We start from the raw sequence: 14,358 nt of genomic DNA on the forward strand, positions 1-14,358 counted from the left end.
GGCTGTGAGGGTGCGGTGCCGCGGCGTCCGCTGGTGGTGAGGTCCCGTCGGGCAGGGACCCGGCGCCGGTCGCGCGCCCTCGGGCGGGGCGTGGCCGGCAGGGCTGATCAGCGTGCGGCCGTGAGGCGTGCGAAGACGACGACGTTTCCCCGGTAGCCCGTCCCGCGTGAGTAGCCGCCACCGCAGGTGATCACCCGCAGCTCGGGGCGGTGCGCTGTCCCGTACACCGTGTGGTCGGGGAATTTCTTGTCCGAGAAGACCTGGACCCCGTAGACGGAGAAGACGGCCGTCGAGCCGTTGCGCCGGTGCACCTCGATCGTGCTGCCCTTCTTCACCGCGCCGAGGGCGTAGAAGACGGCCGGGCCCGTCGCGTTGTCGACATGACCGGCGACGATCGCGGTGCCCGACTCTCCGGGGGTTGCGCCGCCCCGGTACCAGCCGGCGAGGTTCTTGTCCGTCGCGGGCGGGGGCTTGAGGCGGCCCTTGTCGGTCAGCCCGAGTCCGGTGAGAGGGGCGTCGACGCGGATCGACGGTATGCGTATGCGGTCCGGTGGCGAGGGCGGCAACGGGGGCGAGCCGGGCTTCACGCTGTCCGTGACCGCGGCCGCCTGCGCGGCCGACGGCTGCGGTGGTGCCTGGCTCTCGGCGCTGTGCAGCAGCCACACACCGGAGCACAGGGCGGCTATCGTGACGGATGCTATGGCGGCGTCTCCGACCGTGCCGGACGTGCCGACCTTGTTCACATGAAACTCCGATCGGATGCGGGATCAAGAGCCCCCTCCGGGCCGCGAGGGGCATCGGACCCGGAGGGGGAGCGGGGGGCGGTACCGGCGGACGGACAGCGCGGAATGTCCGTCACATCCTGTCGGCTCTCGCCCGTCGATGCAGGAGCCAGGTACCGCCGGCGGCCGCGAGAGCCAGCGCCGCCACGCCGGCCGCGGACCGCACGGGGTCGGGGCCGAGTGCGCCCCCGACCCCTGTCTGCACGCTTCCTTTCGGAAGCGCCGGGTTCTTGGCCGCGGTCATGGAGACGATCAGGTCCCCCGCCACGGTGTCGTGCCGGGCGCCGGCGCACTTCGCGACGATCTCGTACGTGCCCGGCTGTGCGCTCGGCGGCACCCGGAACCGTCCGATCGCGTCCTGCTTATGCGCGCTGGGCACCAGGGTGAAGACGCCGGCGCCGACCGCGGTGGCGTCCCCGGCGGCCGAGCCGTCCGGGCCGCACGCCGCCGTGTTGACGGTCACGTCGGCTCCGGGGACCACGGTCGTGGGGAAGACCTCCAGCTTTCGGGCGTCACTGCCGTACGCGGTTCCGGCGGCCAGCGCGACGGCGGCGACGGCGAGCACAGGACCGGTGATCAGGCGGGCCGTTCGTCGCATGGCGGTGCTCCTCCGGGGACACGGCCCGCGGCACCCCCAGTGTGCCGCTGCGTAGGTCGTGCCCTGCACTCTCGAGGAAAAGGGCTGTGGGCCCGAGCCGCCTTCTGACGATGTGTCAGAAATACGGTGAACGAGTGTCAGGTCGACAGCCCCACCGGCTGGAGGAGGCGGCATTCGGGCAGGTCAGCGGGCATGCGACAGGGGGTCGCGACAGAACACCCGAAGGGCCCAGACGCGGCTGCGAAACGGGTGACGGAGAGTGAGACGCGCTGCGCGGTGACGGCGCGCGGGCAGGCCCGGCCGCGACCCGGAGGTGCGCGCTTGACCTCAAGAATGGTTGAGGTATGAGGCTGTGCGTCATGAACACCATCACAGATGTCCCCACTTCCGCGCCTGTCCGCGTCACCGTCGTGATCGGCAGCAACCGCCAGGGCCGCTTCGCTCCCGTCGTCGCCGAGTGGCTGCTCGGCCGGATCCGCGAACGCTACGACCTTGTACTCGATGTCGTGGACGTGGCCGAGGCCGAGCTGCCCGCGACGCTGGCCCCGTCCCCCCGGGCGACGGCCGCGCTCGCCGAGGTCACCCCGAAGCTGGGCGGCGCCGAAGCGTTCGTCGTCCTCACGCCCGAGTACAACCACTCCTTCCCGGCGGGCCTGAAGAACCTGATCGACTGGCACTACACCGAATGGCGGGCCAAACCGGTCGCCCTCGTCTCGTACGGCGGCGTCTCGGGCGGCCTGCGCGCGGTGGAACACCTGCGCCAGGTCTTCGCCGAACTCCACGCGGTCACCATGCGGGACACGGTGTCCTTCCACGGCGGGGGCGCCGCCTTCGACGAGGAGGGCCGGCCGCGTGACACGACGGGTCCCGATGCCGCCGTCAAGGTGATGCTGGATCAACTCGTCTGGTGGGCCGGGGCGTTGCGGGAGGCGAAGCGGACGCGGCCGTACGCGGGGTAGTCCGGCGCACCTGGGCGCCGGGAGGCGGTTCGGTCGATGGGCAGCGCGTCGGTCAACTGCCGGGCGGTGTCCTGTCCGTGTCCTCGGCGCCGGGTCCCAGCCGTGCCGCCCGCATCTGGAGATAGCGGGTCTCGGGGATGCTGAGGGTGTGCCGCGCGGCCCACTGGTACGCGGCCCTGGCGCCCTCCCGGTCTCCCGCCTTCTCCAGCAGGTGGGCGCGTACGGCGTCGAGCCGGTGATGGCCGGTCAGCTGGTCCTCCATCCCCGCCACTTCGGCCAGCCCGGCCTTCGGGCCCTCCACCATCGCGACCGCCACCGCCCGCCCCAGCGCCGCCATGGGCTCGGGGGTACGGGCCATGAGAAGGTCGTACAGAGCGAGGATCTGCGGCCAGTCGGTGTCCTGCGCCCGCTCCGCCTCGTCGTGCAGGGCGGCGATGGCCGCTTGCAGCTGATAGGCGCCGGCCGGGCCTTCGGAGAGCGCCTCCTCCACCAGCGCCGTGCCCTCGGCGATCGCCTTGCGGTCCCAGCGTGCGCGGTCCTGTTCGTCGAGCGGGATCAGCTCGCCGTGGGGACCGCTGCGGGCCGCGCTGCGCGCCTCGGTGAGCAGCATCAGGGCCAGCAGCCCGGTGACCGTGCCCTCCCGCGGCAGCAGTCGCCGCACGGCACGGGTCAGCCGGATCGCCTCATGTGCGAGGTCCGCGCGCTGCAGAGTCGTTCCGGAGGTCGCCGTATAGCCCTCGTTGAAGATCAGATAGAGCACCTGGAGCACGGCCGCCAGCCGCTGGTCGCGGTCCTCGGGGCGCGGCTGACGGAACGGCACGTCCTTGATCTTCGCCTTCGCCCGGCTGATCCGCTGCGCGGCCGTCGCCTCGGGCAGCAGCAGCGCACGGGCGATCTCGGCCGTCGTCAGACCGCCGACGGCCCGCAGGGTGAGTGCGATCTGCGCGCCCGGCGTCAGGGCGGGATGACAGCACAGGAAGAGCAGCGTCAGAGTGTCGTCGTCGGACGGGGCGCGGCTCTCACCGGGCGGAGGCGCCGTGAAGGCGTCCCGCGGTGTCAGCTGCGCCGCCGTCTCCTCGCGCCGGCGCCGCGCCTCGTCGCTGCGCAGCTGGTCGGTGAGGCGGCGCGAGGCCACCTTGATCAGCCAGCCGCGCGGATTGACCGGTACGCCGGTCCTGGGCCACTGCTGCGCGGCGGCGAGCAGTGCCTCCTGTACGGAGTCCTCGGCCGGGCCGAAGTGCCCGTAGCGGCGCACCAGCGCACCGAGGACCTGCGGTGCGTGCAGCCGCAGCAGGTCCTCGACCTCGCTCGTGCCTGTCACGGGCACAGATCGCCGCCGCTCTCCTGAATGGGGCGGATGACGACCGGGTGATCGGGCGAGCCCTCCGGGACCGGGCACCGGGCGACGCGCGCCGCGATCTCCGTGACCCGCTCCAGGCTCTCGCAGTCCAGCACCCAGTACCCGGCGAGCACTTCCTTCGTCTCGCCGTAGGGGCCGTCCGAGATCACCGGGCGGTCGTCCTTGTCCGCCCGCACGAAGCGGGTCTGCGCGGGTTCGACCAGCCCCTGGGCGTCGACCAGTTCACCGGACTCGGCGAGGTCGTCGTTGACGGCCTGCATGAAGGAGAACATCGTCTGCAGGTCCTTCTCGCTCCAGACCGGGCTGTGCTCGGAGCCCTTTCCCTGCATCGCGTAGTAGTCGGCTTGTGAGCCCTGGACCATCACCAGATACTTCATGATTCCGCTCCCTGGGTGCGTGCCGCCGCCCCTTGTGGGCAACTTTCACAGGGGACGTCGGAGTCGTCGACGCTTTCTCGACACCGCGCCGGAAGTTTTTTCCGGGCATCTTCGGATCCGCCGCTGACCTGCGCGGATGCGTGCGAAGGAGCAGCCGGCCGTTCCGGTCGGGCAGGGCGGTGGCGGTGCGCGGGTCCTGGAGGACCGCTGTGTCCGAAGCGCCCATTGCTCCGCCACGACCCCCTCAGCCCGCGAGCGCCTCCGCCACAGTCCGGTGGCCCACCGCCGCCAGGACCGGGTTCGTCTGCCGGTAGTAGTGCTCCGCCGTCAGCCCGAAGCACAGGGCCCACCCCCGTCCCCGCGCCCACGTCGCGTCCTCGCACTCGGCCGCCTCGCGGAACGCCTCGCGGGTGCCGGTCGTGAAGACAGCCCATGCGGCCAGGGTGTCGGCCGCCGGATCGCCCACGCCCAGGCCGCTGAAGTCGATCACCGCGGTGAGCCGGCCGGCCCCGGTCAGCAGATTCCCGGGCAGGAGGTCGCCGTGCAGCCACGCGGGATCGCCGTCCCACTGGGGGAGCCGGAGGACCTCTTCCCACAGCGCGGTCGCCGCGGCCGCGTCCACCCGGTCTTCGGCGCCCAGGTCGCGGATCGCGGCGCGGACGTGTGCGTCGTTCGCCCCGACCGGGCCGCCGCGCCAGGAGGCCGGGCCGCCGGTCGCGTCGGCCTTGCGCAGTGCCGCCACGAAGCGGCCCAACTCCTCGGCTGCCGAGGTGAGATCGGCGAGGGGCGCGTCGTACGCGTTCTCGCCGTCCAGCCAGCGCAGCACCGACCAGGGCTGCCCGTACCCCGGCCCCGGCTCGCCCCGGCCGAGCGGCACCGGGACCGGCAGCGGGAGGTGCGGGGCGAGCAGCGGGAGCCAGCGTTGCTCCTTGGCCACCTGCCCGGCCGCGCCCGGGCGGCGCGGCAGCCGTACGACCATGTCGTCGCCCAGCCGGAACATGGCGTTGTCGGTCCCGGCGGACGGGACGTCGGCGAGGGGCAGCCCCGCCCACCGCGGGAACTGCTCCGCAATCAGCCGGCGCACCAGGGCGCTGTCGACGTCGAGTTCGTCGGCGTGCATCTTCGCGGCGGGCATGGGTCTCCGTGAGGCCGTCGGCGGGTCGGGTGCCGGAGCGTAGACGCACCGGGACCCGGCCCGCCACGGATTTACGCCCGCCGCGGCACGGCGGTGATCAGCTCACGTTGACCGCGCTCCACGCCGCCGCCACCGCGTTGTACTCGGTGCTGCCCGCGCCGTAGAGGTCCTTGGCCGCGTTCAACGTGGCCGTGCGCGCCCCCGCGTAGTTCGTCGAGGACGTCATATAGACCGTCAGGGCCCGGTACCAGATCTTGCCGAGCTTGTCCCGGCCGATGCCTGTCACCGTGGAGCCGTTGCAGGTGGGGGAGTCGTATGAGACGCCGTTGAGGGTCTTCGCGCCGCTGTCTTCCGCCAGCAGGTAGGCGAAGTGGTTGGCCACGCCCGAGGAGTAGTGGACGTCGAGGTTCCCGACCGACGAGCTCCAGCAGTCCGCCGAGTTCCCGTCCTTCGACGGCTTGTCCATGTACCTGAGCGCCGACTTGCCGAAGCCCGAGCGGACGATCTTCTCGCCGATGAGATAGTCACCGGGGTCGGAGGAGTTGTTGGCGTACCACTCCACCAGGGTCCCGAAGATGTCCGAGGTCGCCTCGTTCAGGCCGCCCGACTCGCCCGAGTACGTCAGCGCCGCCGTCTTCGACGTCACGCCGTGCGACATCTCGTGGCCCGCCACGTCCAGCGCCACCAGCGGGCCGAAGGTCGTCCCGTCACCGTCGCCGTACGTCATGCAGAAGCAGCTGTCGTCCCAGAAGGCGTTGTTGTAGTTGGTGCCGTAGTGCACACGGTTGTACGAGCCCTTGCCGTCGCCCGCGATGCCGTTGCGGCCGTGGACGTTCTTGTAGTAGTCCCAGGTCTCGTCGGTGCCGTACTGCGCGTCCACCGCCGCCGAGGAGCGGTCCGAGGCCGTGCCCGTGCCCCAGTGGTTGTCGGAGTCGGTGAACAGGGTGGCGGGCGCACGGCTGAAGCAGATCCCGAGGAAGCACAGGTCCGTCTTGTTCGCGGCGTCGCCGGTGTAGGTGTTGCCCCGGGTCGGGTCCTTGAGCTGGTACGTCGATCCGGACTGCGTCGTCTCAAGACCGACCGTGCCGCTGTAGAGGGACTGCCCGTCGCCGCTCGCCGTCTCGATGCTGTCCCATGCGTCGATCTGCTTCCCGGTGCGGGCGTCCGTGAGGACCGTGCGGGCGACCGGGTTGCCGAGCGAGTCCTGGCCCACGACGTCGGTGCGCCAGGCGAGCCGCGGCGCCCCGTGCAGCGCGTCGACGACGAGCTGCGGCTTGGCGGTCACCTTCTTCAGCAGCTCGCCGGCGTTCGCGGCGCGCAGCGCGGTGGTGGCCAGATCGGCCGCCTCGGGAGCCTTGACGGAGGGAGTGGTCGTCGGCACGGTGATGGCACGCTTCGTGGCCCGGTCCGAGCTGCGGTAGGAGCCGTTCGGGCTCATGTGGACGACGAAGTCGCCGCCGAGGACGGGGAGTTGACGGTACGTGCGGTCGTAGCGCACATGCTGGCTGCCGTCGGCGTCCACGACGACGTCGCGTACGCTCGTGCCCTGCGCCGGGGTCAGGCCCAGGCGCGTGGCCTGGTGCACCAGTGCCGCGGCGGCGTTGTCGATCGCGGTGGCCCGGCTGGGTCTGTCGGTGGCGCCGGCGGTGGGGGCGGGGGCGAGAGCGGCGGCCAGCAGGGCGGCGGTGGTCGCGGCGGTACCGGCCGCGGTGAGACGGGAACCTCGGATGTGCCGTATCCGACTCATCGGTCTCCTCGGGAAGGCGCGTGGGGGCGCATAGGGGGGCCGGAGGCGTGGGCCTCAGGCGTTCCCCTGATTTAAGGGTTCATGACATGTCATGTCCATAGCGCGGTCGAGGAGATGTGTGTGGGGGGTGAGGATCGTTTCGGCAGGCGCGGTCAGAGGTGCGAAGGTGAGACGACGCATGGTTGCGGCCGACAGGACGGACGAGGGGAGCGGACGCGTGAGACTGCCGTTCTTCGTGTACGGGACGCTGCGCCCCGGCGAGCACAACCACGACCTCTTCCTGCGCGGCCGTACCCGCCGCGAGGAGCCCGGCCTGCTGCCCGGCGCCGTGCTGTACGACGGCCCCGGATACCCGTACGCGGTGGAGCAGGACGGGGGCACGGTCACCGGTGAGATCGTCACCGCGCTGCCCGAGGCGTACGGCGAACTGCTCGCCGCCCTCGACCGGCTGGAGGAGTACGTGCCGGGCGATCCCCACACCCTGTACGAGCGGGTGCGCCGGGACGTCACGGCCGCCGACGGCAGGACCGTGCACGCCTGGGTCTATGTCGCGGGGCCCGCGGTCGCCGCACGGCTGCGCGCGCACGGCAGGCCCATCGAGAGCGGGGACTGGTCGGCGCGCCGCTGAGACCCGGGATGTCCGGCTTTCGAGTGAGCCAGAGAAGCGGGCGGGACCGCATCGCTCGTGCGGGCGACCGCCCCGTGTGCCCCCTCCTGCCGCCGGGCCGCTGCGCCTAGGGTCCGGGCCATGAGCGAAAGCGACTTCACCCGGCGGCGGGCGCTCGCGCTGGGCGGCGCCGCCGTGGGTGCCGTCCTGGGGCCCGTGCTCAGTTCCTGCTCCTCCCCGTCCCGGGTCTCCCGGGGCCCCGGTCCCGGCAAGGTGCCGAGCCCCGCTCCCGGCGACGGACTGTGCGTCCTCAACCCGAGCGTCACCGAGGGGCCCTACCACCTCGCCGGCGCACCGTTCCGCAGGGACATCACCGAGGGCAAGAAGGGCGTCCCGCTCACGCTGCGCCTGACCGTGCGCGACGAGCCGCACGCGTGTGCGCTCCTCAAGGACGCCGCGGTGGAGGTCTGGCACTGCGACGCCTGGGGCTACTACTCCGGCTACCCGACCGCGAGGCCGGGCGGCACCGCGCCCGCCGCGGGCAGCGACAACAGCGGCGCGAACCCACGGACGTATCTGCGGGGCTTCCAGACGACCGACGCCGGCGGGACCGCCGAGTTCGCGACCGTCTTCCCCGGCTGGTACGCGCGGCGGGCCCCGCACTTCCACGTCAGGGTGCACACCGGAGGCAGGGCGACCGGCGGCACCTACGCGGGCGGCAGGGTCAACTGGACCGGCGAGCTCTTCTTCGCGGACCGGTACTCCGACGAGGTCGGCGCGAGGGCCCCCTACACCCGGCACACCGGCACGCGCACCCGGCTCGCTCAGGACCCGGTGTACGGCGGAGGCGGCACGAGGGACGGGCTGATACACGTCACCGGGGACGCGGACAAGGGGCTGCTGGCGACGCTGACCGTCGGGATCGATCCCACGCGGAAGAACACAGGGGAGAGCACGGGCGGCGACGGCTCCCCGTTCCCGGAGTCCCGATCGTCCGGCGGGACGTCCGAGGCACCTCGGCCGGGCGTGCCGTCCGGCGGAGCGGCAGCGAGCACCCCGCCACCGGACAGCGCGGCGAGCGCCTCACGGACGCCCACTCCCTGAGTCACTCTCCGGGGTCGCCGGTCACCCGCTCCAGCCGTACCGCGCACACCTTGAACTCCGGCATCCGGGAGGTGGGGTCGAGCGCCGGGTTGGTCAGCGTGTTGGCGCGGCCCTCGCCCGGCCAGTGGAAGGGCATGAAGACGGTGTCGGGCCGGATGGCACGGCTGATCCGCGCGGGCGCGACGGCCCGGCCCCGTCGTGACACCACGGCCACCGCCTCCCCGTCCACCGCGCCGAGCCGCTCGGCCAGCCGGGGATGCATCTCCACATACGGGCCCGGCGCGGCGGCGTTCAGCTCCTCCACGCGCCGCGTCTGCGCCCCCGACTGGTACTGGGCGACGACCCGGCCGGTGGTCAGCAGTACCGGATAGTCGTCGTCGGGCTCCTCGGCGGCGGGACGGTACGACACGGCGGCGAACCGCGCCCGCCCGTCGCCGGTGGCGAAGCGGTCGAGGAAGAGGCGGGGGGTACCGGGGTGAACGGCCGCCGGTGGCCCGTCGAGCCCGGAATCGTCCGGGAGTACGTCCTCCCCGGCGGCCGGCGCCGGGCACGGCCAGAACACACCGTTCTCCTCGGCCAGTCTCCGGTAGGTGATCCCGGAGTAGTCAGCCGGACCGCCCGCACTCGCGCGGCGCAGTTCGCCGAAGACCTCCTCCGGGTCCGTGGGGAAGCCCTTCTCCATGCCCAGTCGGGCGGCCAGTTCGTGCAGGACCTCCAGATCGCTGCGGACTCCGGGCGGCGGGGCGAGCGCCCGGCGGCGCAGCAGGACCCTGCCCTCCAGGCTGGTCGTGGTGCCCGTCTCCTCCGCCCACTGCGTGACCGGCAGGACCACGTCGGCCAGTTCCGCCGTCTCGGAGCGGACCACGTCGCACACGGCGAGGAAGTCCAGTGAGCGCAGCCGGTCCTCGATGTGCGCCGCGCGCGGTGCCGACACCACCGGGTTGGACCCCATCAGCAGCAGTGTGCGGACGTCCGTGCCCAGCGCGTCGAGGAGTTCGTAGGCGCTGCGGCCCGGGCCCGGCAGCGCGTCCGGGTCCACCCCCCACACCCGGGCGACATGGCGCCGCGCCGCGGGGTCGGTCAGACTGCGGTAGCCGGGCAACTGGTCCGCCTTCTGACCGTGCTCGCGGCCGCCCTGCCCGTTGCCCTGGCCGGTCAGGCAGCCGAAGCCGGACAGCGGCCGGCCCGCGCGGCCGGTCGCCAGGCACAGGTCGATCCACGCGCCCACCGTGTCCGTGCCCTTGGACTGCTGCTCGGGTCCGCGCGCGGTGAGCACCATCGCGGCCTTCGGCTCGCAGAACAGCCGTACCGCCGCCCGGAGTTCGGGCACGGACACCCCGGTGATCCGCTCGACGTACTCCGGCCAGTGCGCCATCGCCGCGGCCCGCGCCTCCTCCCAGCCGCTGGTGCGCTCCCTTATGTACGCCTCGTCCGTGCGCCCCTCGGCCACGATCAGGTGCAGCAGACCGAGCGCCAGCGCCAGATCCGTGCCCGGGCGGGGCGCCAGATGCAGGTCCGCCTGCTCGGCCGTCCGGGTACGGCGCGGGTCGACCACGATCAACGTGCCGCCGTTCTCCTTCAGTTCCGTCAGATACCGCAGCGCGGGCGGCATCGTCTCCGCCAGGTTGGAGCCGACGAGGATCACGCACCCGGTGCGCGGCACGTCCTCCAGCGGGAACGGCAGCCCCCGGTCCAGGCCGAACGCCCGTACGCCCGCGGCCGCCGCCGACGACATGCAGAACCGCCCGTTGTAGTCGATCTGCGAGGTGCCGAGGACCACCCGGGCGAACTTCCCGAGCGCGTATGCCTTCTCGTTGGTCAGGCCGCCCCCGCCGAACACCCCGAGCGCGTCCGGGCCGTGCTCCACCCGCGCCCGGGCGAGCTCCCCGGCGACGCGGTCCAGGGCCTCCTCCCACCCGGCGGGCCTGAGAACCCCTGCGCGGCGCACCAACGGCGAGGTCAGCCGGACCCCCGACGACAGCAGCGCGGGTGCCGTCCGGCCCTTGCCGCACAGCGCGCCACGGTTCACCGGGAAGTCCGCGCGCTCGCTCACCTGGACGCCTCCCGTCGGGGTGGGCGAGAGATTCATCCCGCACTGGAGCGCGCAGTACGGGCAATGGGTGGGCGTCGAGGTGTTCCGCATACCGCCCAGCCTGCGTCGGCGGTGTTACGTGCCGTGGCGGCCGCCGGTTACACGGCCGGGACGGCGGCCTCCCCGCGGGCCGCCCGGCGCGGTGAGGTCCCGTCCGCCCGTGCTCCGCGCCCTCAGCCCCGCGCCTGCGCGAGTGCCTTCACGACCCCCTGCTCCTTGGGGCCGAGGAAGGTCGGGTCCGGCTGGAACAGCGCGTCCACGGCCGCCTTGCCCGCCGCGAGGACCTCCCGGGTGCCGCCGTAGTACCAGGTCGCGTCGTGCTTGTCGTCGACGCCGACGCCGTACGACGTCACGCCCGCCGCCCGGCACAGGGCGACGGCGCGCCGGATGTGGAAGCCCTGGCTGATCAGGACCGCCCGGTCCACACCGAAGATCTTCTTCGCCCGGACGCAGGAGTCCCAGGTGTCGAACCCGGCGTAGTCGCGCACGACCCGGCCGCCCGGTACACCGTGCTTCGTCAGATAGACGCGCATGGCGTCCGGCTCGTCGTAGTCGTCGCGGCTGTTGTCGCCGGTGACCAGGACGACCTTGATCCGGCCCGCCCGGTAGAGCTGCGCGGCCGCGTCGAGCCGGTGGGCGAGGTACGGCGACGGCTCGCCGTCCCACAGACCGGCGCCGAAGACGACGGCCACATCGGTGCGGGGCACATCCGCGGTCGTGCGCAGCCGGCTGCCCGTGGTCAGGAACATCCAGGTCGCCGGCAGCAGCGCCAGCACACACAGCAGCACAAGACCCTGTACGGCCCGCCGCTGTCCCGCACGCGTACGCGGCAGCTTCGGTCTGCGGATCCTCAGGCGCGGCAGGCCCATCGAAACGCGTCCCCCCGGGTCGCTCGCTCTCACCAGTGTCACCAGTGAGGACGCAGCGTACGGTGATCCGGTTCGCGCCGGACCAGGACGGGCCCGCGGTCGACGGCCCCGCTCCCCGCGAGGGGCTGCGGCCGGCCCCGCGCTTCTCACCCCGTGCGCCCCCGCGAGGTGAAGTCCCGGAAAACAGCGCGGTCACGGTGGTGCAACAGTCCGGCAATCTGCTGCCGTCAGGATCGGTCCATGACGGCGTCGAACCCTCCTCGAGACGAGTCCCAGCCCAGCCCCGGCGGCCGGCCGCTCCAGGGCACCCACCTCGACAGCACGGCGCAACTGATGGACCGGATCACCAGTCAGCTCGGCAGCCGGCTCGGCCTGGTCAGCATGAACGGCTCCCGGCGCCCGGCCCCGCCCGCGCTCGTCCTCGTGGCACACGGCAGCCGCGACCCGCGCGCCCTGTCCACCGTGCGCACCCTCGCCGAACGGGTCCGCGAACTGCGCCCCCATCTGCCCGTGCACCTCGGGCACATCGAGCTGAACGAGCCCCTGCTGCCCGACACGCTCGCCGCGCTCGGCGACCCCGGCGCCGTCCTCGTACCGCTGCTCGTCAGCCGCGGCCACCACGTCAAGCGGGACATCCCCGAAGCCGTCGCGGCGGCGCGGACGGACATCCGTATCGCCGCACCGCTCGGACCGCACCCCCTCCTTGTGGAGGCCCTCTACGCCCGGCTCGTCGAGGCGGGCTGGCGCACCACGCTCAGCGACGGCCGGCGCCGGGCGAGCGCCGTCGTGCTCGCCGCCGCCGGTTCCCGCGACCGGGACTCCGCCGCCGGCACCCGTCGCATCGCGGAGCTCCTCGCCGAACGCCTGGACGTCCCCGTCGTCCCCGCCTACGCCTCCGCCGCCGCGCCCACCGTGTCCGAGGCGGTGCGCGCGCTCGCCGCCCGCGGTCGTCACCGGATCGCCGTCGCCTCCTGCTTCGCCGCGCCCGGCCGCTTCGCCACCGAGTGCGCCGAGGCCGCCCCCGGGGTCGCCGCGGCCCCGCTCGGCGCCCACCCGGCGATGGCCCGGCTCGTCCTGCACCGCTACGACCAGGCACTTGAGCCCGCCGAGCCGACCGCCGAGCCCGCGCTGGCCACGGCCTGAACCCACCGGCTCCACTCCGGCGGGCCGATTCCGGGGCCTGTCCGCGCCCAGGACCCTCGGCGCTCCCGCCCCGAATCCGGCCGCGTTCGCCCGGGAGAACCCGAGGCCGCCCTTCACCCGTGCGCCCGCGAAACGGCCCGCCGGTAGACGGACGCCCGCATCCCGATTGTCATCCGCTGCGATTACTGTCGGGTCATGGACGGGACTGCACCGAAGGCCGACGACACTTGCGCGCGGTACGAGAACGGCGCGGCCGGCTCGGCGTACGACGCGGCGGCCGTCGAGCGCTGGGCACCCGAACCCGACAAACGCCCGGGACGCACGGCCTTCCAGCGCGACCGCGCGCGGGTGCTGCACTCGGCGGCGCTGCGTCGGCTCGCGGGCAAGACACAGGTCGTCGCCCCGGGCATCTCCCAGGCCCTCGGCTCCGCGGCCGCGGGCGAGACCAGTACCGACGCCTGGGACGCCAGCCCCCGCACCCGGCTCACCCACTCGCTGGAATGCGCCCAGGTCGGCCGTGAGCTCGGCGCCGCCCTCGGCTGCGACCCCGACCTCGTCGAGGCGGCCTGTCTCTCCCACGACCTCGGCCACCCGCCGTTCGGGCACAACGGCGAGCAGGCGCTGAACGAGTTCGCGGAGGACTGCGGCGGCTTCGAGGGCAACGCCCAGTCCCTGCGGTTGCTCGCCCGCATCGAGCCCAAGCGTTTCGTGGGGGCCGACACCGGTGAACTCGTCAGCGTGGGCCTCAACCTGACGCGGGCCGTCCTCGACGCCGCCACCAAGTACCCCTGGCCGCGCGGCGCCCACCCCACCGATTCCACGTCCCGGAAGTTCGGCGTCTACGAGGACGACCGCCCCGTCTTCGACTGGGTCCGCAAGGACGCGCCCGGCCACCGCACCTGCTTCGAGGCTCAGGTCATGGACTGGTCCGACGACGTGGCCTACTCGGTGCACGACTTCGAGGACGGCCTGCACGCCGGCCATATCGACCCCGGCTGCCTGCACGCCGAGCCGGAGCGGCAGGCGGTGTTCGCCGTCGCCCTCGGGCGGTACGTGCCGGCGGACACCGACCCCGAGGAACTGGCCGAGGCCCTCGAACGGCTCCTCACCCAGGAGTGGTGGCCGCGCGGCTATGACGGCTCCGCGGTCGCCCAGGCCCGGCTGAAGGACGCCACCAGCCAGCTCATCGGCCGCTTCTGCCTGGCCGCGGAAGGCGCCACCCGGGCGGCCTACGGCAGCGGGCGCCTCACGCGGTACGCCGCCGAACTCGTGGTACCGGACGGCGCCCGCATGGAGTGCGCGGTCCTCAAGGCGGTCGCCGACCGGTACGTGATGCAGCGCGCCGAGCAGGAGCGGCTCCGCGCCGACCAGCGGGTCGTGGTCGCCGAGCTGGCCGAGGCGCTCACCGCCCGGGCCCCCGAAGGACTCGACCCGCAGTTCCGGGCCCTGTTCGCCGAGGCCGCCGACGACCGCGCCCGCAAACGGGTGATCGTCGACCAGATTGCCTCGCTCACGGACGCCTCGGCGCGCTCCCTGCACGCACGGCTGACCCGGCGGACATGAGCCGAAGGTGACGGGACCCGGC

13 protein-coding genes are annotated in these 14,358 nt (G+C 73.2%); 5 read left to right on the forward strand and 8 right to left on the reverse strand.

Annotated features, from left to right (window positions below; genetic code table 11):
• Positions 1 to 107: 107 nt before the first annotated feature.
• Both ACQEXA_RS37740 and ACQEXA_RS37745 read right to left on the reverse strand, forming a co-directional pair.
• Positions 108 to 743 carry a class F sortase gene (locus ACQEXA_RS37740; protein ID WP_433132269.1) on the reverse strand — a complete coding sequence of 212 codons (636 nt, stop codon included), beginning with the start codon at positions 741 to 743 and terminating at the stop codon, positions 108 to 110.
• A gap of 112 nt (positions 744 to 855) precedes the next feature.
• The gene (locus tag ACQEXA_RS37745; RefSeq protein WP_432927353.1) at positions 856 to 1,380 is read right to left on the reverse strand and encodes a hypothetical protein; all 525 of its coding nucleotides are present in this window, start codon (positions 1,378 to 1,380) and stop codon (positions 856 to 858) included.
• A 359-nt stretch (positions 1,381 to 1,739) separates the two neighbouring features.
• Between ACQEXA_RS37745 and ACQEXA_RS37750 the strand changes: the two genes are divergently transcribed.
• The gene (locus ACQEXA_RS37750; RefSeq protein WP_433132271.1) at positions 1,740 to 2,339 is read left to right on the forward strand and encodes an NADPH-dependent FMN reductase; all 600 of its coding nucleotides are present in this window, start codon (positions 1,740 to 1,742) and stop codon (positions 2,337 to 2,339) included.
• A gap of 52 nt (positions 2,340 to 2,391) precedes the next feature.
• On the opposite strand, the gene ACQEXA_RS37755 is transcribed toward ACQEXA_RS37750, so the two are convergent.
• The 4 genes from ACQEXA_RS37755 to ACQEXA_RS37770 form a co-directional block, all read right to left on the reverse strand.
• Positions 2,392 to 3,660, reverse strand: a complete 1,269-nt coding sequence (locus ACQEXA_RS37755; protein ID WP_433132273.1) for an RNA polymerase sigma factor — start codon at positions 3,658 to 3,660, stop codon at positions 2,392 to 2,394.
• Positions 3,657 to 4,076 carry a YciI family protein gene (locus ACQEXA_RS37760; protein ID WP_433132274.1) on the reverse strand — a complete coding sequence of 140 codons (420 nt, stop codon included), beginning with the start codon at positions 4,074 to 4,076 and terminating at the stop codon, positions 3,657 to 3,659. The genes ACQEXA_RS37755 and ACQEXA_RS37760 overlap by 4 nt, the downstream gene beginning before the upstream one ends.
• 244 nt (positions 4,077 to 4,320) lie before the next feature.
• On the reverse strand, positions 4,321 to 5,211 hold the full coding sequence (locus ACQEXA_RS37765; RefSeq protein ID WP_433132276.1) for an aminoglycoside phosphotransferase family protein: 891 nt from the start codon (positions 5,209 to 5,211) through the stop codon (positions 4,321 to 4,323).
• 97 nt (positions 5,212 to 5,308) lie between these two features.
• Positions 5,309 to 6,958 (reverse strand): M4 family metallopeptidase, encoded by a 1,650-nt coding sequence (locus ACQEXA_RS37770; protein WP_433132278.1) that lies wholly within the window; start codon positions 6,956 to 6,958, stop codon positions 5,309 to 5,311.
• Between the two features lie 217 nt (positions 6,959 to 7,175).
• Between ACQEXA_RS37770 and ACQEXA_RS37775 the strand changes: the two genes are divergently transcribed.
• Complete coding sequence (locus ACQEXA_RS37775; RefSeq protein ID WP_432927343.1) at positions 7,176 to 7,586, forward strand: gamma-glutamylcyclotransferase family protein; 411 nt, start codon at positions 7,176 to 7,178, stop codon at positions 7,584 to 7,586.
• 120 nt (positions 7,587 to 7,706) lie between these two features.
• Positions 7,707 to 8,669 (forward strand): intradiol ring-cleavage dioxygenase, encoded by a 963-nt coding sequence (locus ACQEXA_RS37780; RefSeq protein WP_432927341.1) that lies wholly within the window; start codon positions 7,707 to 7,709, stop codon positions 8,667 to 8,669.
• A 1-nt stretch (position 8,670) separates the two neighbouring features.
• Here ACQEXA_RS37780 and ACQEXA_RS37785 read toward each other — a convergent pair whose 3' ends face one another.
• Together ACQEXA_RS37785 and ACQEXA_RS37790 are read right to left on the reverse strand one after the other, a co-directional pair.
• The gene (locus ACQEXA_RS37785; RefSeq protein WP_432927339.1) at positions 8,671 to 10,812 is read right to left on the reverse strand and encodes a molybdopterin oxidoreductase family protein; all 2,142 of its coding nucleotides are present in this window, start codon (positions 10,810 to 10,812) and stop codon (positions 8,671 to 8,673) included.
• A 122-nt stretch (positions 10,813 to 10,934) separates the two neighbouring features.
• Positions 10,935 to 11,630 (reverse strand): SanA/YdcF family protein, encoded by a 696-nt coding sequence (locus ACQEXA_RS37790; RefSeq protein WP_432927337.1) that lies wholly within the window; start codon positions 11,628 to 11,630, stop codon positions 10,935 to 10,937.
• A 240-nt stretch (positions 11,631 to 11,870) separates the two neighbouring features.
• Here ACQEXA_RS37790 and ACQEXA_RS37795 point away from each other — a divergent pair, with 240 nt between their 5' ends.
• Together ACQEXA_RS37795 and ACQEXA_RS37800 are read left to right on the forward strand one after the other, a co-directional pair.
• Positions 11,871 to 12,773, forward strand: a complete 903-nt coding sequence (locus tag ACQEXA_RS37795) for a sirohydrochlorin chelatase (protein WP_433132280.1) — start codon at positions 11,871 to 11,873, stop codon at positions 12,771 to 12,773.
• A gap of 195 nt (positions 12,774 to 12,968) precedes the next feature.
• Positions 12,969 to 14,336, forward strand: coding sequence for a deoxyguanosinetriphosphate triphosphohydrolase (locus tag ACQEXA_RS37800; RefSeq protein WP_432927333.1), 1,368 nt, complete (start codon positions 12,969 to 12,971; stop codon positions 14,334 to 14,336).
• Positions 14,337 to 14,358: the final 22 nt, after the last annotated feature.

This window comes from Streptomyces sp. CA-106110 (genome assembly GCF_050936285.1).
Taxonomy (GTDB): Bacteria; Actinomycetota; Actinomycetes; order Streptomycetales; family Streptomycetaceae; genus Streptomyces.